The sequence below is a fragment of the Chitinophaga japonensis genome (assembly GCF_007830125.1).
Lineage (GTDB): Bacteria > Bacteroidota > Bacteroidia > Chitinophagales > Chitinophagaceae > Chitinophaga > Chitinophaga japonensis.
Genome location: NZ_VLLG01000002.1, coordinates 1,568,585 through 1,591,102 on the forward strand (window position 1 = coordinate 1,568,585; position 22,518 = coordinate 1,591,102).

The 22,518-nt window shown below is 51.8% G+C and carries 22 protein-coding genes; 13 read left to right on the plus strand and 9 right to left on the minus strand.

Annotated features, from left to right (window positions below; all coding sequences use genetic code 11):
- Positions 1–37: 37 nt before the first annotated feature.
- From LX66_RS06370 to LX66_RS06385, 4 genes are all read left to right on the plus strand, one after another.
- The gene (locus tag LX66_RS06370; RefSeq protein WP_145711040.1) at positions 38–2,101 is read left to right on the plus strand and encodes a ComEC/Rec2 family competence protein; all 2,064 of its coding nucleotides are present in this window, start codon (positions 38–40) and stop codon (positions 2,099–2,101) included.
- A 12-nt stretch (positions 2,102–2,113) separates the two neighbouring features.
- Positions 2,114–3,628, plus strand: a complete 1,515-nt coding sequence (gene purH / locus LX66_RS06375) for a bifunctional phosphoribosylaminoimidazolecarboxamide formyltransferase/IMP cyclohydrolase (RefSeq protein WP_145711041.1) — start codon at positions 2,114–2,116, stop codon at positions 3,626–3,628.
- A gap of 176 nt (positions 3,629–3,804) precedes the next feature.
- Positions 3,805–4,383, plus strand: a complete 579-nt coding sequence (locus LX66_RS06380) for an RNA polymerase sigma factor (RefSeq protein ID WP_145711042.1) — start codon at positions 3,805–3,807, stop codon at positions 4,381–4,383.
- Positions 4,376–5,725: an SGNH/GDSL hydrolase family protein gene (locus tag LX66_RS06385; RefSeq protein ID WP_145711043.1), complete on the plus strand. Its 1,350-nt coding sequence runs from the start codon at positions 4,376–4,378 to the stop codon at positions 5,723–5,725. Before LX66_RS06380 ends, LX66_RS06385 begins: the two co-directional genes overlap by 8 nt.
- A 1-nt stretch (position 5,726) precedes the next feature.
- Here the strand turns inward: LX66_RS06385 and LX66_RS06390 are convergent, their stop codons facing one another.
- The 7 genes from LX66_RS06390 to mutY form a co-directional block, all read right to left on the minus strand.
- Positions 5,727–5,924, minus strand: a complete 198-nt coding sequence (locus LX66_RS06390) for a YqaE/Pmp3 family membrane protein (RefSeq protein WP_145711044.1) — start codon at positions 5,922–5,924, stop codon at positions 5,727–5,729.
- 10 nt (positions 5,925–5,934) lie between these two features.
- Entirely contained in the window at positions 5,935–7,314 is a 1,380-nt protein-coding gene (locus LX66_RS06395; protein ID WP_145711045.1) for a LutB/LldF family L-lactate oxidation iron-sulfur protein, read from the minus strand.
- Between the two features lie 72 nt (positions 7,315–7,386).
- Entirely contained in the window at positions 7,387–7,956 is a 570-nt protein-coding gene (locus LX66_RS06400; RefSeq protein WP_145711046.1) for a DUF3109 family protein, read from the minus strand.
- A gap of 115 nt (positions 7,957–8,071) precedes the next feature.
- On the minus strand, positions 8,072–8,710 hold the full coding sequence (gene gldD, locus LX66_RS06405) for a gliding motility lipoprotein GldD (RefSeq protein ID WP_145711047.1): 639 nt from the start codon (positions 8,708–8,710) through the stop codon (positions 8,072–8,074).
- Between the two features lie 39 nt (positions 8,711–8,749).
- Positions 8,750–10,105, minus strand: a complete 1,356-nt coding sequence (gene gldE / locus LX66_RS06410) for a gliding motility-associated protein GldE (protein ID WP_244620315.1) — start codon at positions 10,103–10,105, stop codon at positions 8,750–8,752.
- Between the two features lie 160 nt (positions 10,106–10,265).
- Positions 10,266–10,724: a single-stranded DNA-binding protein gene (locus LX66_RS06415; RefSeq protein ID WP_145711050.1), complete on the minus strand. Its 459-nt coding sequence runs from the start codon at positions 10,722–10,724 to the stop codon at positions 10,266–10,268.
- 98 nt (positions 10,725–10,822) lie between these two features.
- On the minus strand, positions 10,823–11,899 hold the full coding sequence (gene mutY / locus LX66_RS06420; protein ID WP_145711052.1) for an A/G-specific adenine glycosylase: 1,077 nt from the start codon (positions 11,897–11,899) through the stop codon (positions 10,823–10,825).
- Positions 11,900–12,330: 431 nt separating this feature from the next.
- Between mutY and LX66_RS06425 the strand changes: the two genes are divergently transcribed.
- The 3 genes from LX66_RS06425 to LX66_RS06435 all read left to right on the plus strand — a co-directional run bounded on the left by LX66_RS06425 (position 12,331) and on the right by LX66_RS06435 (position 15,516).
- Complete coding sequence (locus tag LX66_RS06425) at positions 12,331–12,618, plus strand: HU family DNA-binding protein (RefSeq protein WP_029464490.1); 288 nt, start codon at positions 12,331–12,333, stop codon at positions 12,616–12,618.
- Positions 12,619–12,642: 24 nt separating this feature from the next.
- The gene (locus LX66_RS06430; protein ID WP_145711054.1) at positions 12,643–13,485 is read left to right on the plus strand and encodes a tetratricopeptide repeat protein; all 843 of its coding nucleotides are present in this window, start codon (positions 12,643–12,645) and stop codon (positions 13,483–13,485) included.
- A 480-nt stretch (positions 13,486–13,965) separates the two neighbouring features.
- A complete protein-coding gene (locus LX66_RS06435; RefSeq protein WP_145711056.1) occupies positions 13,966–15,516 on the plus strand; it encodes an Rne/Rng family ribonuclease in 1,551 nt (516 codons plus the stop codon).
- Between the two features lie 16 nt (positions 15,517–15,532).
- Here LX66_RS06435 and LX66_RS06440 read toward each other — a convergent pair whose 3' ends face one another.
- Positions 15,533–15,853, minus strand: coding sequence for a cupin domain-containing protein (locus LX66_RS06440; RefSeq protein WP_145711057.1), 321 nt, complete (start codon positions 15,851–15,853; stop codon positions 15,533–15,535).
- A 73-nt stretch (positions 15,854–15,926) separates the two neighbouring features.
- Between LX66_RS06440 and LX66_RS06445 the strand changes: the two genes are divergently transcribed.
- A complete protein-coding gene (locus tag LX66_RS06445; protein ID WP_145711059.1) occupies positions 15,927–17,588 on the plus strand; it encodes a L,D-transpeptidase family protein in 1,662 nt (553 codons plus the stop codon).
- A gap of 81 nt (positions 17,589–17,669) precedes the next feature.
- Here the strand turns inward: LX66_RS06445 and LX66_RS06450 are convergent, their stop codons facing one another.
- Positions 17,670–18,050, minus strand: coding sequence for a RidA family protein (locus LX66_RS06450; RefSeq protein ID WP_145711061.1), 381 nt, complete (start codon positions 18,048–18,050; stop codon positions 17,670–17,672).
- 199 nt (positions 18,051–18,249) lie between these two features.
- On the opposite strand from LX66_RS06450, the gene LX66_RS06455 reads away from it, so the two are divergent.
- The 5 genes from LX66_RS06455 (at position 18,250) to LX66_RS06475 (ending at position 22,502) form a co-directional block, all read left to right on the plus strand.
- On the plus strand, positions 18,250–18,909 hold the full coding sequence (locus tag LX66_RS06455; RefSeq protein ID WP_145711063.1) for a 3-hydroxyacyl-CoA dehydrogenase family protein: 660 nt from the start codon (positions 18,250–18,252) through the stop codon (positions 18,907–18,909).
- A 9-nt stretch (positions 18,910–18,918) separates the two neighbouring features.
- A complete protein-coding gene (gene tsaB / locus LX66_RS06460; RefSeq protein WP_145711065.1) occupies positions 18,919–19,602 on the plus strand; it encodes a tRNA (adenosine(37)-N6)-threonylcarbamoyltransferase complex dimerization subunit type 1 TsaB in 684 nt (227 codons plus the stop codon).
- A gap of 356 nt (positions 19,603–19,958) precedes the next feature.
- Positions 19,959–20,210, plus strand: coding sequence for an ArsR/SmtB family transcription factor (locus tag LX66_RS06465; RefSeq protein WP_198315147.1), 252 nt, complete (start codon positions 19,959–19,961; stop codon positions 20,208–20,210).
- A 168-nt stretch (positions 20,211–20,378) separates the two neighbouring features.
- Positions 20,379–21,800 carry an MBL fold metallo-hydrolase gene (locus tag LX66_RS06470; RefSeq protein WP_317130562.1) on the plus strand — a complete coding sequence of 474 codons (1,422 nt, stop codon included), beginning with the start codon at positions 20,379–20,381 and terminating at the stop codon, positions 21,798–21,800.
- Between the two features lie 219 nt (positions 21,801–22,019).
- The gene (locus tag LX66_RS06475; RefSeq protein ID WP_145711067.1) at positions 22,020–22,502 is read left to right on the plus strand and encodes a BON domain-containing protein; all 483 of its coding nucleotides are present in this window, start codon (positions 22,020–22,022) and stop codon (positions 22,500–22,502) included.
- The last annotated feature ends 16 nt before the right edge of the window (positions 22,503–22,518 follow it).

A 22,518-nucleotide genomic window follows, 5' to 3' on the forward strand; every position in this document is an offset into this window, starting at 1 on the left:
TTCGCATTCCAAACCATTAAATAACCCTGGTAACCCATTGAGAGCTACACCTTTTATCCGTTTATTCATCCCGCTGGCAATTGGCATTGGCGTACAGGTACGATGGGCTATTTCCTGGCACTGGTCGGCAGTAGTGCTGCTGGTAGCACTGGCAGGAATAATGGTGTCGGCCTTTCTGCCAGTGGGGATGCAGTATGCGCTTAACCGGCTGCGTGGTATACTTATCTACTGCCTGTTGCTGGGAGGCGGCGGGCTGCTGGTAAGTGTAAAGGATATCCGCCACCACCCAGCTTATGCTGGGAAGGCCCTGCAAGGTGAGGACTCCTTACTGGTGCGGCTGCAGGAGCCCCTCCAGGAAAGGCCGCGTAGCTGGAAGTCCATTGCCACCATAGAGGCTTTGCTAAGGAATGGTAAGCGCCTGCCGGTGAAAGGCCGTACCCTGTTATATTTCCAGAAAGACAGCACGGCGGCGGCCCTGCAATGCGGGGAGGCGCTACTGCTTTGCGCCACCCTGCGCCCGGTGGGTAACACCGGCAATCCCGGCGCCTTTGACTACCGGCAGTATTGCGCCCGCAGGCAGATATTCCACCAGGCCTATGTGAGGTCCGGTCACTGGAAAAGATCAGGGGAGTGTAACGGCATGGTGGACCGTTGGCTGCTGCAGGCCAGGGCCTGGTGCGTGCATACCTTGCAGCAGTACGTGGGCGGGGGGCAGGCATCGGCACTGGCGGCGGCCCTGCTCATTGGCTACCGCTATGACCTGGACAAGGACATGGTGCAGGCGTACACCAATGCCGGGGTAGTGCATATCATTGCCATTTCCGGCATGCACCTGGCGCTGATCTATGCCACCTTACTCTGGCTGCTGCAATGGTGGCCGGCGCACCGGTTTTCCAACATCATAAAGGCGGCCATTATCATCAGCCTGTTGTGGGCCTTTGCCTGCGTTACCGGCGCTGCCGCTTCCATATTGCGCGCCGCCGTAATGTTTACCGCCATCGCCATCGGGCAACTGGTGCTGAACCGGTACACCAGCACTTACAACACCCTGGCCGCATCGGCCTTCCTGCTGCTATGCTATGATCCCTGGCTGCTGCTGGACGCCGGTTTCCAGCTTTCCTACCTGGCCGTGCTGGGCATCCTGCTATGTTACCGCCCTTTGTACGACCTGTGGGTGATCAGGAACAAATGGCTCAGCCGGTGCTGGGCCGCTATGGCCGTCACCCTGGCCGCCCAGGTATTTACACTGCCGGTGTGCCTGTATTACTTTCACCAGTTTCCCAATCTCTTTCTGCCCGCCAACCTGCTCATTGTTACCCTGTCCACCATCATCCTGTATGGGCTGATCCTGTTGCTGCTGCTGTCGCCGTTGCCGGCGGCCGCGCATTATACGGGAGCCGCCGTTACCTGGCTGATTTCCTGTATGAACCGCCTGGTATTGTTCATTGAAAGCCTGCCCTATGCCGTAACGGAAAATATTCCCATGCCCGGGTATGCCACCGTTTGCGCCTACGTGATCATTGCCGCACTGATGGGGGCGTGGCTGGCCAGGTGGAAACGGGGCTGGCACCTGGCGTTGTATGCCGCCTTGCTATGGGCGGCGCTGTACGCCGTTGCCACGGTCCGTAACTGCAACCGGCGGCAACTGGTCATATACAACGTGCCCGGCTATACGGCAATGGATGTGGTGGCCGGCCGCCATTGCCGCTTTGCAGGAGATACCGCCCTGCTGCGCAATGCGGCCCTGCGCAAAAGATACCTGCAGCCCGCCCGCCTGCTGTACGGGGCAAAGGACGCTACCCTGCCTGCATTGCAGCAACAGGAAGGCTTCATCAGCATAGGCCGTAAAAGACTGGTGGTGGTAGACAGCACCTGGAGAGCCTGCGCCCCTGTGAAAAAATTCTGCACGGATTATATTTTGTTGTCACATCATCCCCGGTTGAGTATCATGCAGTTAAAGGATATGTTTGATTTTAAGATGATCATTTTTGACGCATCCAACCCGTTCTGGCAGGTACAACAATGGAAAAGTGAATGTAGCGTCCTAACTTTGCGCTGCTTTTCGGTCCCGGATCAGGGAGCCTATCTTATTAATTTCTAATGTTTTCCATTCATGCAAAAGCAAATTAAATCAGCATTGATCTCCGTTTTCTATAAAGATAACCTGGAGAACATTGTTAAGAAACTGGGTGAACAGGGTGTAACTATTTACTCAACCGGCGGTACGCAAAAGTTCATCGAGGAACAGGGCGTACATTGCGTGGCCGTAGAAGAACTCACTGCCTATCCTTCCATACTGGGCGGACGGGTAAAGACCCTGCACCCCAAAGTATTTGGCGGTATACTGGCCCGACGCGGCAATGAGCAGGACCTGGCGCAGTTGCAGGAATACGGCATCCCGGAAATAGACCTGGTGATAGTGGACCTGTATCCCTTCGAGGAAACCGTAAAAAGCACTACCGAGGAGCAGGCCATCATTGAAAAAATAGATATCGGCGGCGTATCGCTGATCCGCGCGGCCGGCAAGAACTATAAGGATGTAGTGATCGTAGCGTCCAAAGACCAGTATGCAGACCTGGAGAAAGTGCTGGTGGAAGGTAGTGGCGCCACTACGCTGGAAGATCGCCGCCGCTTTGCCGCCAAAGCATTTGAGGTGTGCGCCCATTACGATGTGGCCATTGCGCAGTATTTCCTGCATAATGAGCCGCAGCAGTATTTCCAGGCTTCCCTGCCGCAGGGCCAGGTGATGCGCTACGGAGAGAACCCGCACCAGGACGGCCGCTTCTATGGCAATTTGCAGGAGCTGTTTGACAAGCTGCATGGCAAGGAGCTGTCCTACAACAACCTGGTGGATGTGGATGCGGCCTGCCAACTGGTGCAGGAGTTTACCGCCACTACCTTTGCCGTGATCAAGCATACCAACGTATGCGGCATTGCCAGCCGCCCCGCGCTGAAAGATGCCTGGGAAGCCGCCCTGGCAGGCGACAAGGAAAGCGCCTTTGGCGGCGTACTGGCTTGTAATGCGGTGGTAGACAAGGCCACTGCAGAAGCCATCAACGAAATATTCTTCGAGATACTGATAGCCCCCGGCTTTGATGCAGACGCGCTGGCGGTGCTTACCACCAAAAAGAACCGCATCCTGCTGCAGCAGAAACAGCCCGTGAAGCAGCCTTATATGTATAAGAATGTGCTGAACGGCATCCTGTTGCAGGACAGCGACACCGGCAATTACAAGGACTGGACCGATGCCGGCGCAAGGCCCGCTTCCACCGCGGAAAAGGCGGACCTGGAGTTTGCCAACCTGGTATGCAAGCACCTGAAGTCAAATGCCATTGCGCTGGTGAAGGACAAGCAACTGATCGGCAAAGGCTGTGGGCAGACCTCCCGCGTGGATGCCCTGCGCCATGCCATCGAAAAAGCCCGCCAGTTTAATTTTGACCTGAGCGGCGCCTCCATGGCCTCCGATGCTTTCTTCCCCTTTGACGACTGCGTGCGCATAGCGCATACGGCCGGCGTTACAGCGGTGATCCAGCCGGGCGGCTCCGTACGCGATAATGACTCCATTGAATTCTGCAAGCAGAATGACATGGTGATGATCATGACCGGCATGCGGCATTTCAGGCACTAAGTCTGAAATTCCAAATCAAGGGAATTTCCAAATCCCAAAATCCAAATTCCAAATGAAACAGGATATGCTTCAATAAAAAGCGACCTGCTTTTAATTTTGACATATTTCCCCTATTTGGAATTTGGATTTTGGGATTTGGAATTTCCATCGGGATTTGGAATTTTACATTTGAAAATATGGCTTTTCTACACCACAATACCATGCAGGAAACTGCAGATGCAGACCTGATCCGGCAGTACAAAGCTACCGGCAGGCTGGATTACCTGGCAGCGCTGTACCAGCGCTACATGAACCTGGTATATGGTGTATGCCTGCGCTATTTTGATGAGGAAGCCAGCAAGGACGCCGTGATGCAGGTATTCGAGGAGCTGGTCACCAAGCTGCAGCAGCACGAGGTGCATAATTTCAAAAGCTGGCTGCATGTGCTCACCCGCAACCATTGCCTGATGAAGCTGCGCTCCATGAAGCAGCGGGAGGGGAGGCTGGTTTCCATCGAGGACCGGCCCCTTATGGAAAACGAGGAATTATTACATCATGACAATGGATTTAGCCTGGAAGCGAATTTACAGGTAATGGAGAAATGCCTGGAAACCCTGCCGGAAGAACAGCAGAAGAGCGTACAGTTGTTTTACCTGCAGGAAAAAAGCTATCGGGAGGTGGCATCCCTTACAGGCTACGAAATGAAGAAAGTGAAGAGCTATATTCAGAACGGTAAGCGTAACCTGAAAATATGTATGGAGCAACAACATGCCTGACAAGCACGCAAATAACAAACCATCCGTAAGCGGGGAGCTGATACGGCAATACCTGGCCGGGGAGCTGGACGATAAGGCCATGCATGCCCTGGAAAGGCAGGCGCTGGACGATCCCTTCCTGGCGGAAGCGCTGGAAGGCTTCTCCGGCCATGCCCCGGACCAGTCCGCCCACCTGGCGGACCTGCAGCAGCGGCTGGAGCAACGGGTAGGCCGGAGCGGCCGGGCGCGGGTAAGGCTCCTGTACTATCGCTGGGCCGCTGCCGCCGCTATCCTGCTGATACTGGGCCTCAGCTTCTGGTGGATCAACCAGCAGCAGGTATCCCGCCGGCAGGATATGGCCAGGGTGGAAACCAGGGAAACCACCCCGGCTCCGTCCGCAGCCAAGCCGGCGGACAGCGCTGCCGGTACCCCTGTACCTGCTGTGCCGCCTGCCGGTCGTACCGCTGAAAAGCCAAAGGCGGAAACGGTGAAGGCGGTCACTGCCGCCCCGGCAGACGTACCGCCGCCTCACCCGGCGCCTGCCCTGCATGAAGCGGCTAAAGATGCAGCACCCGAAGCTGAAGCGCTGCTGGAAAATAAAATAGCCGGTACGGAAACTCACCGGGAAGATGCTCCGGGCATTGCGGCAGCAGACACTTATAAAAGAAGCGCCCCGGCCGAAGTAGCGGCCAGCAGCGCTGCCCCCCGCCCGCAGGCCATGGTGGCGCCGCCGGCCCGCAAAATGAGGCAGGCGGCTTTTGTGGCTGCTCCCCGCAGGATAGTGGTGCTGGGTTCTTCCACCGCCGCCGGCATCGGCCCCCAAACACCGGACAGTGCCTGGGTGAACCTGCTCCGGGAATACCTCCAGGATAAAGATCCGCGCGCAATGGTGGTCAACCTGGCAGTGGGCTCGGCTAACTCCTACCGTATTCTGCCCCACGACGCGGATGTATCTCCCCGCCGCCCCCGGCCGGACCTGCAGCACAACATCACGAAAGCGCTCCTGCTGCAGCCGGATGCCATCATCATCAACATGCCTTCCAATGACATTATGGAGGGCTATTCCCTGCAGGAGTTCCAGCGGAACCTGGCTGCGGTGGTGCACCGGGCGCAGCTCTTTAACGTGGCCTGCTATATCACCACTACCCAGCCCCGTAATATGAATGACGCGGAAAGGGAAAAACTGCAGGAAATGCGGGACTACATTATCCGCACTTACCCCAACGCCTATATTGATTTCTGGGAAGGCTTCAGTACCCCGGACGGCCGCCTGCTACCACAGTATGACAGCGGGGACGGTGTGCACCTGAACGGGCGCGGGCACCGGTTGATGCTGGAAAGAGTGAAGGAGAGGATAGAATAATTTACTTCGCTTTTATCGCTCTTATCAGTTGCCTGTTCCTGCGCTCGGCGCGGCTGTTGTTAAGGGACATTACCGCCCAGATAGCGGCAGGCAGCCAGCCAATGAGCGTGATCTGCAGTACCAGGCAGAGAATGCCGGATAATATCTTTCCCCGCAGCAGGAAGGAAAGCCAGGGTAACAGGATGGCTATCAGGGTCATATTAAAAGTATTAGCTGTTTTTTCTTTCTTTCCACAATTGGTTGAATGATTTGGCCGCAAATACCGGCAGCTCCCGATCCGCTCCCCAGGCTTTGGAGAAGAACCGCCGCATGAAGAAGTTCTTGGTTTTGCCGCTCACCATGTTCATCATTTTTCGGCTCAGGCAGGCCTGTTTCCAGCCAAACCAGGCCATTTTCTCACTCCCGGAGGTATAGTTCTCTTCCACTGCCTTGTGCCGGTTGTGCAGCAGCAGCTCATGCAGGTTAATGCGTACCGGGCATACCTCCGTGCAGTTACCGCAGAGGGAGGAGGCATAGCTTAAATGCCCGTAGGATTCCAGCCCCTGCATGTAAGGCGTGATCACGGAGCCGATAGGCCCGCTGTAGGTGGTGGCGTAGGTATGGCCGCCTATATTCTTGTACACCGGGCAGGCATTGAGGCAGGAGCCGCAGCGGATGCAGTAAAGGCTTTCCCGTGCTTCCAGGTCTTCGAGTATATTGGTGCGCCCGTTGTCCATCAGTATCACGTACATTTCATCCGGCCCGTCTGTTTCCCCTTCCTGCCTTGGGCCGCTGAAAATGGAATTGTACACGGTTACCTGCTGCCCGGTGCCGTAAGTAGCCAGCAGGGGCCAGAACAGGGCCAGGTCATTTACGGAAGGCAGCACTTTTTCAATGCCTACCAGTACGATATGCGTTTTGGGGAAAGCGGTGCTCAGGCGGGCATTGCCCTCGTTCTCACTTACGGCTACGGAGCCGGTATCGGCAATGATAAAGTTGGCCCCGGTGATGCCTATTTCCGCCTGCAGGTATTTTTGCCGCAGGTTTTCCCGGGCCACCAGTGTCAGTTGCTCCGGCGTAAGGCCGGGCGGGGTGCCCAGCTTGGCTTCAAACAACTGCGCCACATCTTCCTTACTCTTGTGCATGGCAGGGGTTACAATATGGTAAGGCGGCTCACCGTCCAGTTGCTGGATGTATTCGCCCAGGTCGGTTTCCACGCATTCAATGCCCTGTTTGGCCAGGAACTCGTTCAGGTGCACTTCCTCCGTGGCCATGGATTTGCTTTTTACAATGCTTTTGCACTGCCTGGCCTGGCAGATGGCCAGAATCTCTTCCTGCACCTGTCGCGCATTTTCCGCCCATATCACTTTTCCGCCCCGCTGGGTGAAATGCATCTCAAACTCCTCCAGGTACTTGTCCAGGTGCTCCAGGGCCCGCCATTTGACGTTCTTGGCGCGTTCCCTGGCCGTTTGCAGGTCGGTGAACTGCTGCTTGCCAGCTTTTACGGCAGTATTGTATTTACCAATATTGTAATTGATAGTCTGACGGTGTCCCAGGTCGGAAGCTTTTTTTTCACTCTCTTCCAGGAAGGTGGATGCTATTTGGTGCATAAGCAAATAAAATTCCGAGATCCAAAATAAAGATAGGGAACTTTCACGGATAGATCATAAACCCGCAGGGTTTCAGCGGTACGCTTTCCTGGCTATTTTATCCAGCACGTCGTAAAACTCCTGCCCGAACTTGCGTACCAGCGCCTCCTTCAGGAACCGGTATACCGGCACCTGCAGCTTTTTGCCATTGCGGCAGGCAGGCGCGCAGATATCCCAGCGGTCATAATTGACGGCCTGAAAACTGTCATATTTTTTGATACGGATGGGATAGAGGTGGCAGGAAATGGGTTTCTTGAAATCCACCACGCCGTCGTTGTAAGCCTTCTCTATGCCGCAGCCTACTACGCCGTGTTCGTCTATTACGGCATACGCGCAGATACCTTTGTCTACAATGGGAGTTACGTAGCCATATTCATCGTCAATGGTATGCACGCCCGTTTTGGCTATTTCCTGCAGGCCCTCTTCGCGCAGGTAGGGCTTAATTTTGCCGAATATCTTTTTAAGGATCTTGATCTCCTGCTTCTCCAGCGGCGCGCCGCAGTCCCCTGCCACACAACAGGCTCCTTTGCAGGCGCTTAGGTTGCATACGAACTGCTCCTCAATCACTTCGTCACTGATGTACTTGTCGTCTATAATGATCATAATGGATAGCCCAAAGGTACAATAATGCTAAATCCCAAATTCCAAAATCCAAATTCCAAACAGGAAAAGCATGCCAAAAGTGAAACACCTGGCTTTTAACTGAAGCAGGCCGGTTTCAGTTCGGGATCTGGGATTTGGGATTTGGAATTTGGTTTTTGGAATTTGGTTTTTGGAATTTCAATGTCTCCACCAGGTGCCACATATCTTCCTCCAGGAAGCGGTGCACCGGGGCCAGGGAATCGGCATTGGGCGTAGCGTCAAAATACAGGGCGCCGCGCAGGAAATGGCGGGTAGAGTCTGTGGCAAAGAACTGTTTGGCGCTGGCGGCATTGCCGCCCACTTCGTAGAACAGGCCGCTTACGCCATGGGCGTTATAGATCTCTTTTTCATCTATATAATCCGCTTTGTAGGTATGCTTATAGGTCATTTTGAATGCATCGTTCACCAGCGCTTCCAGGTTGTTCTCACGCGGACCTATCTCTTTATAGCTCATGTAGATCTTACCGTTCAGCGAAGGGAACTCAATATTGATCCAGTAGGGATTTTCCGCCTGCTCGCCGAAGAAGAGGGAGTCCTTTACCACTTTGGCGTATACAGGGTATTCAAACGTATAAGGATACCCCGGCAGGTCAAACACCTGGTATTTTTTTTCGGGGAACGGTATATTGAAGTACCCCCTGGGTTTGGGTGTATAGGCTTGTTCGCAGGCGGTAAATAAAAGTATAAGTATACAAAGCGGAAAAAGAAACTTCATGTTGCGGCTGTTGAATAACGGTTAAGTTGGCTTGGGTGCTTAGCTGGCGGCAATGCCTTCATCCTGCCGGATAATGACCTGCACTTTCTGGATGCGCATTTTGCTTACCTCCAGCACGGTAAAGTCGAAGCTGCCGTAGTTGATCACGCTGTTCTCTTCCGGGAATTTCCCGGCCAGTTCCAGTATCAGCCCGCCAATGGAATCGCTTTCGCCTTTTACGTGCTCAAAGGTATCGGGCGGTACGTTCATAATACGGCAAACATCGTTCAGCATGGTTTTGCCCTCAAATACGTAAGTATAGTTATCTACTTTGCTGTAGTTGAACTCTTCTTCATCAAATTCGTCCTTGATATCGCCGATCACTTCTTCCATAATATCCTCCAGGGTCACAATACCGCTGGTGCCGCCAAATTCATCCACCACCACGGCAAAGTGCATGCGCCGGGTCTGGAATTCGGTGAGCAGGTCCTCTATCATCTTGTGGCCATGCACAAAGAAAGGCTGGCGCATTACTTCATGCCAGTCAAAGCTGTTGCCTTTGCCCAGGTGGGGCAGCAGGTCCTTGGTATGGATAACGCCTACAATATTGTCCAGGTTGCCTTTGTATACCGGCAGGCGGGAGTAGTGCAGCTCCGCCACCTGCTTGGTCACGTGGTCAAAAGTGCTGTCATATTCCAGCCCGGATACATCCAGCCGGGTGCGCATGATCTGTTTTACGGTAATGTTGCCGAATTTGAGAATGCCTTTCAGGATGTTCTTTTCCTCCTGGGAGGCGGTAGGGTCCACGCTCATTTCTATGGCCTCGTCTATCTCCTGGTAGTTGACCACACCGCTCTGCCGGTGAAAGAAGCGCCCCTCTATGCTGCTGCTCAGCTCCACGAAAAAGTCGCTCACGGGCTCCAGGGTAGCATGTATGATGCTTACAAACCAGGCAAAGTAGGTGGCAAAGCGGATATTGTTCTGCGCAGCCCATACACGGGGCAGTACCTGCCCGAAAAAAAGCAGGATGAAGCTGATCAGGGCGATCCTTACCACCAGGGAGATCACCGGCAGGGTCTGCAGGTCCTCCATCTGGGTGATGAGGTAATTGGTAACCATTATAAAAGCAATAGCCAGTAATATACCGGCTATTTGCAGGGAAGCTAATAAAGATTTAGGCTTTTCCAGCAGTTTGGTGATGAGCTTGCCGCTGGTATTCTGCCGGGTCTTCAAAACGTTCAGGTCCTTATAGTTCAGTGTGAAAAAGGCTACCTCTGCACCGGAAACTATAAATGCCAGTAATAAAAGTACGAATATCACCAGCAGGTATATGACCACGTTGGGTGTGGCAATGGGCGCGGCGGCTTGCAGCAGGAATGGTTCACCGGATAAAATGCTTGCCGAATGGATAACCAAGATGTTCAACTTTTGATCAAAAATAAGGGGAAAGCAATGCCCGTGTATAATCGTCGAATCGCTTTCCCTTGTGCAAATATAAGGGAATGTCCCATATTGGGACCGTCAGTAAAAATACATATTATTTTTCATGGATATCGGAGTGGTGACGTGTATCAGTTTAAAAAGGCAGATCGTCTGCCGCGTCGCCCATGGAGGGGGGCATTTCCATGTTGTTGGGGAAATTTTCGCCGGAGGAACTTCCTGTATTGCTGTGATGAATAGCATGTTCCGTATGGTTCATGTCCATGCGTTTGTCCAGCATTACCAGGTTATCTCCTACTACTTCGGTAGCAAATTTTTTGTTGCCTTCCTTGTCTTCCCAGCTACGGGTGCGCAGCCGCCCCTCAATGTATACCAGGCTGCCTTTGTGCAGGTATTTTTGTGCCAGTTCCGCCAGTCCGCGCCACAGTACCACCGTATGCCATTCTGTTTGGGAAATGAGCTTGCCGGCCCTGTCTTTAAATGTTTCTGTTGTAGCGAGGGAGAATTTAGCTACCGCGATATTGCCTTCCAAAAACTGTACATCCGGATCCCTACCTAAGTTGCCAATCAGGATTACTTTATTAACACCTCTCATAGTTGTAGGATTTAATCTATTGATGAAAACTTCTTCTTATAATCGACCTCTTTAAAGTTAATATTTTTTTCCAATCGACGCAGAAATTTTTATAGGCGCTAAAACAACTCCAGGGACTTGTTTTGCAGGAAATCGGTGATCGTTTTCGGGAAGGCGTAACTGTTCAGGCGGGTGCGGGGCACGGCCATGTAATCCTTTATGGCGGGCTTCCGGGTAGCGGCTAGCAGCAGGAACTGGCTGTGGATGGTCTGGTGGGTAAGCTGCTGTTTAAAAGTAGGGGAGGCGCCCTGCATAGTATATGGAGTGCCGTTCATCACCCCGCGCAGCTCCGGGGAGGCCAGCAGCTCGCTGGCAGTTACCGGTGCGGGCATTTCCAGCAGGATGAACTCGTGCAGGTTCTGCCAGATATCGTTGCCGGTACGTTTGCGGATGAATACCTGGTCCTGGTGCTCCAGCACGATATAATAAAAGTACCGCTTCCGGATCACCAGCTTTTTGGATTTTACGGGGAGCCGGGCCACGGTTTGTTGCTGTAGCGCTACACAGGCGGGCGCCAGCAGGCACTGCCCGCAGGAGGGCTGCTGGGGTTTGCAGACCACCGCCCCAAAATCCATAATGCTTTGATTATAAATAGCAGACTGTTCCGGCGGCAGCAGCTCCTGCGCCAGCGCAGCAAACTGTTTTTTGCCGCCGGTGCTGTCCGTGGGAGTGTCTATGCCAAAGTAGCGGGCCAGCACGCGGAACACATTGCCGTCCAGCACCGCATGCGGGCTGTTGAAGGCAAAGGAAGCCACGGCGGCGGCCGTGTACGGGCCGATGCCTTTCAGGCTTTGTATCTGCTCATAGGTGTCCGGGAAGCGGCCGTCAAATGTTTGTACGATCTGCCGGGCAGCCGCCAGCATGTTCTTGCAGCGGGCATAGTAGCCCAGGCCCTGCCACAGGCGGAATACGGCCTCATCCGGTGCGGCCGCCAGGTCCCGTACGGTGGGGTAGTGGGCAATGAAGCGTTCATAGTAAGGCAGGCCCTGCTCCACCCGCGTTTGTTGCAGGATAATTTCTGACAGCCATATCCGGTACGGGTCCCTGATCCCTTTCCAGGGCATGCTGCGGGTATTGTGCTGCCGGTTCCATTCCAGCAGGCGGGCAGTAAAAAATTGCTTCGGGCTCAGTTTCATCTGTCAATATTTGTTTCTTTTAGCGGCCAGATGTTACTTACCATGACAAAATTTTCATTTCTCTGTTATAATGAAAATTTTGTCATGGACGTTTCATGCGCAGCAAAGTTAATGTGCAAATCGGGGGGCGGGGCGCAAAAAAAATAATCTGATATGAATATTATTTTTTGTATATTCGTTACTCAATGGTTTTGTGAAATTTTGAATTTTGATCTCAGCTATCTATGAAAAGGTGTTGTAGCGTCAGCAGGAAGCCTTTCCAGGCGGTCCTTTGCATGATATTTGAGTGAACAAAACTTATTCAATATAAACACGTTGGAACGAAAGGAAAGGGTGGTATAAGGAAAAAAGATAAAATTTATCTTACTTAAAACCAGTAATTATAATTTTTTTAAATATTTTTGAGAAATAAGTAATCCTCCGCTTCAATTATGAGAAAAGCTGACTTGATAAACAACATTGCTGAAAAAACCGGCATCCCCAAAGTAGATGTGTTAGTAACACTGGAGGCCATGTTTAAGGAGGTGAAAGAAGCGCTGGCAAATGGCGAGCACATTTACATCCGGGGTTTCGGTAGTTTCATCACCAAAAAGAGAGCCGCCAAAATCGGGCGTAACATTAAGAAAAATGTAGCTGTGGAAATTCCTGAGCACTACATTCCTGCTTTCAAGCCTTCTAAAGAATTTGTTGCTGAAGTAAAGAAGCTCAAAAGTTCTTAATTTTGCAGCCTAATATTTTTAGGCATGCAAAAATCGCAAGTTCTCCTGGTAGGTACAGCTATCGCACTACTCGTAGTATTGCTGGCTTTTGGCCGTACCGTACCCCGGCCTGACAAGAAAGCTATGCCAACTGCCGCTCCTATGGCCAGCGGGCAGGACATAAAGCCTATATCTTTTGAGGAGCTGTTATCATCCGCAAAATCAAAGATCCCTGCCGAAAAGCTGCTGCAGATCAATTCATGGGAGAATAAAGTGGTAAGAGGTGATGTAAAGCACCAGCAGATAGCCGCTTACAAACAGCTATATTCCGCCTGGGACAGCCTTAACCAGATGCCGGTGGCAGCCTATTACCTGGGGCAGGCCGCCAAGTTGGAAAATTCCGAAAAAAGCCTCACCTTTGCAGCCAATTTGTTTTTGGAGCACCTGCAACATGCACCGGAGCCAGGTATTATGAAATGGGAGGCCCAACAGGCCATTGAGCTACTGGAACAGGCCATTACACTGAATCCCGGCAATGATTCCCTGAAAATACAACAGGCCCTTGTGTACATGAACACCGGCGAGCCAATGGTGGGAGTACAGAAGCTGAGAGCTTTGGTGGCAGAGCATCCCGACAATGTAGAAGCGCAGGTAACACTGGCCAACCTGGCCATTACATCCGGCCAGTATGACAAAGCTATTGAGCGGATGGAAACGCTGCTTAAGAGCCATCCGGAAGAGGCGAAAGCCTATTTTGTGCTGGCAGAGGCTTACAGGGGCAAAGGAGACGTGGAAAAAGCGGTCACCTTGTTCAGGAAATGTAAGGAACTATTAAAAGATCCGGCGCTCAAGGCAGAAATAGACAATTATATCAAAAGCATTCAATAATATTTATTTTTCAAACATTTAAAAACTTATTACAGTATGCCTTGCGGTAAGAAAAGAAAAAGACATAAAATAGCCACTCACAAGCGTAAAAAAAGACTGAGAAAGAACCGGCATAAGAAAAAGAAATAAGTATTTTTCCCTGTTTCCCGCCATTTATACTGAACAGGTATATTGCTAAGCGAGATCAAAACGCTGTTTCATATATAGCCTGCATGACACCGGCGAGCATTATTTGATGGTGAATTGCTCCCAATTTATTAAATTGCCGATGTCATGCAGGCAATTTCCACAGATCCCGCAAATGCATTTCCCGGATATCGCCTGCAGATCACTAAACCCTTAAGCAATTCCATCATCACGTATGTGACGAACATGCTGATTGTATTGTACAGTTAGCGATTTTTGGTATGCGGCTGCTCGTCATTGCACAGCCGGCATAGTCGGCAAAGGTGAAGTTATAATGGTAAAAATTTTGGACGCTTGAATAAGGAACTTATTATAAATGCGGCACCCACTGGTGTGGAGATAGCGTTGCTGGAGGATAAGAAGTTGGTGGAGCTGCATCATGAAAGCGGCAATCCCAATTTTGCTGTAGGGGACTTGTATTTGGGGAAGGTAAAAAAGCTGATTCCCGGCCTTAACGCCGCTTTTGTAGACGTAGGCTTTGAAAAGGACGCCTTTCTGCACTACACAGACTTAAGCCCTTACATCCGTTCCATCCTCAAATTCACCCAGCTCGCTATTAACGACAAAACCCCTGAAGGGTTTGATTTTACAAAGTTCAAGAATGAGCCGGAAATTGTAAAGACCGGCAAGATCACAGATGTACTGGGCGGCAAGCCCAATATCCTTGTACAGATACTGAAGGAGCCCATCTCTTCAAAAGGCCCGCGTCTTAGCTGCGAAATTTCGCTCCCCGGAAGATTCATCGTGTTAACACCCTTTAACGATATTGTTGCCGTATCTAAAAAGATACACTCTTCCGAAGAAAGAAAACGCCTGCAAAAGATTGTGGAGGCCATTAAAGCGCCGAACTTCGGCGTAATAGTGCGCACCGCCGCGGAAGGCAAGAAAACAGCCGAGCTGCACGAGGACCTGACCACGCTGGTGGAAACCTGGAAGAACATACAGGCCAACCTGCGCGGCGCCCAGCCCCCGCAAAAGATACTGAGCGAGCAGGCCAAGACCACCAGCATTCTCCGCGACCTGCTGAACGAGAGCTTTAACCGCATTGTCATTAATGATAAAAGCATTTATTCTGATACCCGCGCCTATATCCAGAAGATAGCGCCGGAGAAGCAGGATATCGTTACCTATTATCATAACGGCGCCCCCATCTTTGACCATTACGGTGTTACCCGGCAGGTAAAGGCCTCGTTTGGTAAAACGGTGAACCTGGACAGCGGCGTATACCTGATCATAGAAGCTACGGAGGCCCTGCACGTGATAGACGTGAACAGCGGCTATAAAAGTTCCAGCAATAACCAGGAGCAGAACGCCCTGGCCAGCAACCTGGAAGCCGCTGCCGAAATTGCGCGGCAGTTGCGCCTGCGGGACCTGGGCGGTATCATCATTATCGACTTCATAGACATGAAGCTGCCGGAGAACAAAAAGGTGGTGTATGAAGCGATGGAAAAATTCATGGCCCTGGACCGCGCCAAGCACACTATCCTGCCTATTTCCAAGTTTGGCCTGATGCAGATCACCCGGCAGCGGGTGAAGCCGGAAGTGACCATTTCCGTAGCCGAGGACTGCCCCTCCTGTAAAGGCACCGGTAAAATAGGCGCCTCCGTGCTGATCATTGACGACATAGAAAAGAACCTGCATTACCTCATTAACCATCAGCATAAGGGACTTACCGTAAGGGTGCACCCCATACTAAGCGCCTTCCTCACCAAAGGTTTCCTGACCAGCCGCCAGTGGAAATGGTATTTCCAGTTCCGGAAATGGATCAGGGTAAAGGCGGATACCAACTACCACCTGACGGAATACCGCTTCTTTGATGCGAGCGACGAGGAGATAAAACTGTGAGGTTCACTTCAGCACATTATTTGTAGTCTTCCCGTACCGGGCAGAAAGTGTCAATGATCCGGCAGTTGGTAATGGCCCTGCCGCCATGCGGCGTATTGGAGGGGATCAGCAGGGTATCGTGCTGGTGCAGGGTATACACCTCGTCTCCGAGTTGCATTTCAAAGGTGCCTTCTGCTATATAGGTGATCTGTTCGTGATCATGCTGGTGCACAGGCAATGCACACCCTGCAGTCACTTCCCAGAAGGACAGCGTGCTTCTTTCTCCATGTACAAAGCGCCCGGTAAAGCCCGTTACGATCTCGCGTCCGGGAATGTCTTTTAATGCTTTAGGTGGCATGATCAAACTTATTTAGGTGAAATTTGTTTAAAATTAGCCGGATACCATCATTTTACCAAAACTTGGAACGCTTATGCAGGTACGAAATCTCACCCTGGCTGTTTTGTTTTTATTATCCTGCGCGGTGGCCTGCCAGCAGTCGCCGGGGGCGCGCACGCCGCTGGTGCGGGACTCTACCCATTATACCAGGCAGGAATATATTGACCGGGTGCTGGACAGCAATGCCCTGCATCGCTTTCTGCAGGAGGATACAGCGTATAGCCCCTACAGTGACCTGATCCGCAACTTTTACCAGCAGCGGGGCTATCACTACGCCTGGGTGTCTAATGATGGCTCGCTCACGGAGCAGGCAGGCAACTTCCTGAACATGATCCGCAACGATGATACCCGCGGCGTACCAGATAGCGCGATCGTAAACCCCGCCCTGCAGCAGCTCTATGATAAAGTGACGACAGACAGCAGCCGCACGCCTGTTGCGGAGCTCACCCGGCTGGAAATGATGCTGACCGGGCAGTTCTTTATGTATGGCAGCAACGAGTGGGGCGGTATGACGGCCGATACGGCCAAAGACCTGGAATGGTTCATTCCCCGTAAAAAGCTGGATATGGAAAGCCTGCTGGACTCCCTGGTAACATTGCCGGCCAGCACTTTTGAAGAACCGGTGAACCGCTACTACGTCATGCTCCGCCAGGCGCTGCAAAAAGTAGCGGAGCTGGAGCGCACCACGCACTGGGATTCCATTCATGCCGATAAGAAGGTGTATAAAAAAGGGGATTCGTCTGCCGTTATCGCCGCCGTAAAGGCCCGTTTGCAGGCCTGGGGTGACCTGCTGGCACCGGATACCAGCGCCCTGTTCACCCCTGCGCTGGATACTGCGCTGAGGCGCTTCCAGGAGCGGATGGGCCTTACCATCAATGGTACTATCCAGCAGCCTGTGCTGAACGCACTGAATGTACCGTTGAAGCAACGCATCCGGCAGATACTGGTGAATATGGAACGTATGCGCTGGGTGCCCGTAGACCCCGGTAATAACTACCTGCTGGTAAACATCCCGGAGTTTAAGCTGCATGTATATGAGAACGGGCAATTGGCCTGGAGCTGCAATGTGGTAGTGGGCAAGCCAGGCGCCAGCACCGTTATTTTTACCCGGCCCATGAAGTACGTGGTATTCAGCCCGTACTGGAATGTGCCGCCCGGCATACTGAAGAATGAGATACTGCCCGCCGTAAAGCGGAACCGCGGCTACCTGGCCCGCCAGAATATGGAAGTGGTGGGCGCCAGCGGCAAACCGATCTCCGTGAGCAGCATTGACTGGAGCAGGTACAGCGGATCCAATTTCCCGTACATCATCCGGCAGAAGCCGGGCCGCTCCAATGCATTGGGCAAAGTGAAATTCCTGTTCCCCAATGAATATAACATCTACCTGCACGATACGCCCTCACGCTACCTGTTCGGGGAAACGAAGCGCTCCTTCAGCCACGGCTGTATAAGGGTGCAGGAGCCCAAACGGCTGGCGGAATGGCTGCTGCGCAATGATTCTGCCTGGACATCGCAGAAAATAGAGCAGGCTATGAACAGCAACAAGGAAAAATATGTGGCCCTGAAAGACCAGGTGCCCGTGTTCATCGGCTATTTTACCGCATTCGTGAACAGCAAGGGCCAGCTCAATTTCCGGGATGATGTGTACCATCATGACGCCCGGTTGGCAGCGCAGCTCTTTGGACACAGTAATTAATAATGAATAATTAACAATTAATAATCGTAACACCGGTGCTTCAATGGCACACAACTGTTACAGGTATTGTTAATTATTAATTTATTGGGCGGCAATCACCGATATTTCCACATTCACACCCTTGGGCAGTGCAGCCACCTGTACGGTTTCGCGCGCAGGAAAGCTGCCGCTGAAGTACTGGCCGTACACTTCATTGATCCGGGAAAAATCATTCATGTCCATAATGAATATGGTGCTTTTCACCACATCGCTGAATGTCATGCCCGCCGCGCTCAGTATGTGTTGCAGGTTCTGCATTACCTGGTGCGTTTCCGATACAATGTCATCCATGACCAGTTGGTTGGTTTCCGGGTGCAGGGCTATCTGTCCGGATACAAAAAGCATATTGCCCGCCTTGATGGCCTGGTTATAGGGGCCTATGGGCGCAGGGGCCTGCGGGGTGTTAATGATCTGTTTTTCCATAGTTGTAAAAGTAAATTCCAAATCCCAAATTCCAAATTCCAAAATCCAAATCCCAAAAATGGCGCATGCCGCCTGAATTACCAGCAGACTGCTTTTATGAAAGAGATTGCAGTCAGTTGGGATTTGGAATTTTGATTTTGGAATTTTTCCCTGTTTGGGATTTGGAGTTTGAATCTTAGGTTTGCAGAAATTTTTTGTAATGAACATCCTGGTAGTAGGCGATGACAACCGTTACAGGGAGCTGCAGCAGAAAGGGCTGGACGGCCACCATGTGCGCCGCGTGCGGCACCCGGAGGAGGCCATCCTGCCTGGTACGTTTGACCTGGTGATAGACCTGGTGCTGGACGATGCGCCTGATCATGCGGCGGTATATGCCAGGGTACCCTCGGTGCCCGTGCTGGCCGGCCTGGCCAAGTCCTCTCTGTCGGAGCTGATGCACCGGCACGCTTTCAGCCAGGGGTTTAACATTATGGCCTGCAACTGGCTGCCCGGGTTCATTGCCCGGCCTATTACGGAAACGGCTGTACTGGATGAGGAGCAGCAGCCGATGCTGGACCGCCTGATGCAGCAGTTGGGCTGGCAATATGCGCTGGTGCAGGATGCGGTAGGCATGGTCACCCCACGAGTGGTGTGCATGATCATCAATGAAGCGTATTTTACCGTGGAAGCGGGCACCGCTGCGCGGGAGGATATAGACATTGCCATGCGCCTGGGCACCAATTACCCGCACGGCCCGTTTGAATGGGCGCAGCAAATAGGCATTAAACATGTATATGATGTATTAAGCGCGGTATATAAAGCAACAGGAGATGAGCGTTATCGTGTATGCGAGCTGTTGCGGGAAGAAGCGCACCAATAAAAGGAACAATTGGCATTAATATTAAATATCGACACGGCTACGGCTATTGGCTCCGTATCCCTGGCAAGGGACGGAGTGGTGCTGCAAACGCTGATGAATGACAGGGAGCGCGACCATGCCGCTACCCTTACCCTGTTCATCCGGCAGATACTGGACGCCCGGCAGGTGGCGCCCGCGCAACTGGATGCCATTGCCGTTAGCGCCGGTCCCGGCTCCTATACCGGCCTGCGGGTAGGCGTAGCTACTGCCAAAGGACTGTGTTATGCCTGGAATAAGCCGCTGCTGGGCATTTCCACGCTACTGATGATGGCGCAGGGGCTGGCGGGAGAACTGGAAGATGCCGGCGCGTTTTATTGTCCGATGCTGGACGCCCGCAGGCAGGAAGTGTACACCGCCCTGTATAATGCAGCATTGCAGCCCCTCGTAGCGCCCCAGGCGCTGATATTAACACCGGATGCTTTCCGGGAATGGCTGGACCGCGGAAAGACATACTTCTTTGGTGACGGCAGTGCTAAATGGCAGCAGTTAATGACGCCGCATCCCAATGCCGTTTTTCTTCCTTATCATATCAGCGCTGTACACATGATACCTTTGTCTGAAGCGGCTTTTGCGCAACAGCAGTTTGCAGACCTGGCCTATTTCAGCCCCTATTATCTCAAGCCGTTTTACACACCTGCAAGTGGCAAACACTGATTTTTTGCCTCATTTTCCCACATTGACCTCACACTTCCGTTGTAAATTGTCATAATATTGTCAAATTATGCATAATCGGCAAGTAACCCCGGTTATATATGAAAAAATAAGGCATAGAAGTTTTTTTTATTGTGATAAATATTATAATTTTGTATAAATCGATACCCGGTACTGTTTTCTAACAGAAGAGGGTTTGAAACTGTCCGTTGATCCCTTTCATTTCATCATTTTTAAAAAACTATTATGCGATGGAAAAAACATTATTAACGACCTCTTCTAATACTCTTATTATTTCTAGAGGTAACAATGAAAAAGACCAAATCAAATTGGATTACATTGCCGTTAAAAAGGCGGCTATGGTGTTGCGTGCAATTAACCATAAGCTGCGCCAGCAAATGATAAAGCTGCTGGAAGATCATAAGAAAATGACTGTAACGGAGATCTACGTAAAGCTCCGCCTGGAGCAGTCCGTAGCTTCTCAGCACCTGGCCATACTACGCCGGGCGGGCATTGTAATTACCGAAAGAGATGGTAAATTTATCCACTATACTATCAACAAGCAGCGTATAGCTGAAGTAGCAAAGTTTGTGGAAGAGCTGGTAGGTTGATCTTTATTAAAGTAACCCCCGCCAGTAACAATATTTTTAAAAGTATCCGCCGCCGGCGGATACTTTTTTTATACGGGTATTAGTTTATTTCACCATTCATGAATACGCCAGATGATAAAATAAACTAATAGGCGTCCTTTTCAGCAAACCCGTAAACCTTTTGTAAATTTGCAGAAATCAAAAACCATGTTCATTAAGCAGTTATACACCAATTGCCTGTCGGAAGCCGCTTACTTTATTGCATCGGGGGGAGAGGCTGCTGTGATAGATCCTGTACGGGATATTGACGCCTACCTGGAACTGGCAAAGGAGCACAACGTTACCATCAAGTATATTTTTGAGACCCATTTCCACGCGGATTTTGTGTCCGGTCACTTGGACCTGGCGGCCGCCACCCAGGCGCCCATCGTATACGGGCCTAATGCGGAAACCGGTTTCCCGGTATACCTGGCGACGGATGGAGAAAAGTTTACGATAGGACAGCTTACCCTGGAAGTGCTGCACACGCCGGGGCATACCCTGGAATCTTCCTGCTACCTGCTGTACGATGAAAGCGGTAACCCGCATTGTGTTTTTACCGGCGATACGCTTTTTGTGGGAGATGTAGGCCGCCCGGACCTCTTCAGCGGCAACCTGACCAAAGAAGAGCTGGCAGGTCTGCTGTTTGACTCGCTGAATGCCAAGATAAAAACCTTGCCGGATAACGTGATCGTATACCCGGCGCATGGCCCGGGCTCTGCCTGCGGCAAAAATCTGGGGCCGAATACCTTCAGCACTATTGGCGATGAAAAGAGCAGCAATTATGCCTTGCTGGCGGATGATAAAGATACTTTCATAAAGGAGGTGACCTCCGACCTGGTTGCACCACCCTCTTACTTTCCTGTAAATGCGAAAATAAACAAGGAAGGGTACAACGCCCTGCAGGCCATTATGGAAAAAAGCCTGCGGCCCCTGAGCGTAGAGGCTTTCAAAGAAAAGATAGCGGCGGATGCAGTGGTGCTGGATACCCGGGAAGCAACGGTATTTGCCGAAGGCTTTGTACCGGGCTCCATCAGCATAGGGCTGGAAGGCCGCTTTGCAGAATGGGCCGGCAGCCTGCTGCCTTTTGACGGGGAGATTGTGCTGGTAACCGCGCCGGGCAGGGAAGAAGAAACCATTGTGCGGCTGGCCCGCGTAGGCTTCGATAATGTAGCCGGCTACCTGGAGGGCGGCTATGATGCCTGGATAGCGGCCGGCGAAGAGCGGGACCTGGTCATTAACGTGGACCCGGATGAACTGGCCATGGATATGCCTCATGACGATAACCTGGTGGTGCTGGATGTGCGTAAGCCGGCAGAGTATGCAGACGGCCACGTAAAAGGCGCGCTGAACCTTACCCTGAGCGAAATGACGGACCCCGGCAGCCTGGCCGATTTTGACGAGATGCACAACCTGTATGTGCATTGCCAGGGCGGCTACCGCAGCATCATTGCCTGCTCCCTCCTGAAGCGGGAGGGCATCCATAACCTGCGCAATGTAAGCGGCGGCTACGCCAGGATAAAAGAAGAGAAGGGTATTGAAACCGTGCAGGAAAAAGATGTATTAAATTAGCACATTATATCATATTTTAACTTTCCATCAACCTTCCGGCTTTCGTGCTATCGCCTGTAATGCTTTACTGCAAGGCGATAGCAGCCGTTGGCATCCCGTCTTATTTACGGCTGTAGTTTCAAAATACTTCGTTTCTTATTGATTAACAATTACTTAAACAGAAAAATAATTGTTGGTTACCCTGTTATTCGTTAAATTCCTGTAAAAATCATTTAAACCATGAAGTACAGATCTTTATTAATGGCCTGTCTTGTGTTTGCAGGCGTATGCCTCTTTGGCTGCAAACCTAATGACAGCAAGCTGCAACAGGCAGTGAATGAAAAACTGAGCGCCACCCCGGGCGTAACCGCCACCGTGCAGGATGGCGTGGTAACCCTGAGTGGTGAAGTAATGGACGAAACCGCCAAGCAGACCGCGGAAGACGCCGCCAAAAATGTAAAGGGCGTTAAATCGGTCAACAACAACATTACGGTACAGGCGCCCATCCCTTCCCCGCCCGTCAGCATCAACCCCGATGATGTACTGAAGCAAACGCTGGATTCTGCATACAGCGCCGCCGGCTATTCCGGAGTAACCGTTTCCGTAGCCAATGGAGAAGTAACCCTGGAAGGCACCGCCAAAAGAAGCGACCTGCGCAAGATCATGCAGGTGGCCCAGGAGTCCAAACCCAAGAAGGTGAACAATAAACTTACATTGCAATAACCCTTTAAAACCACCA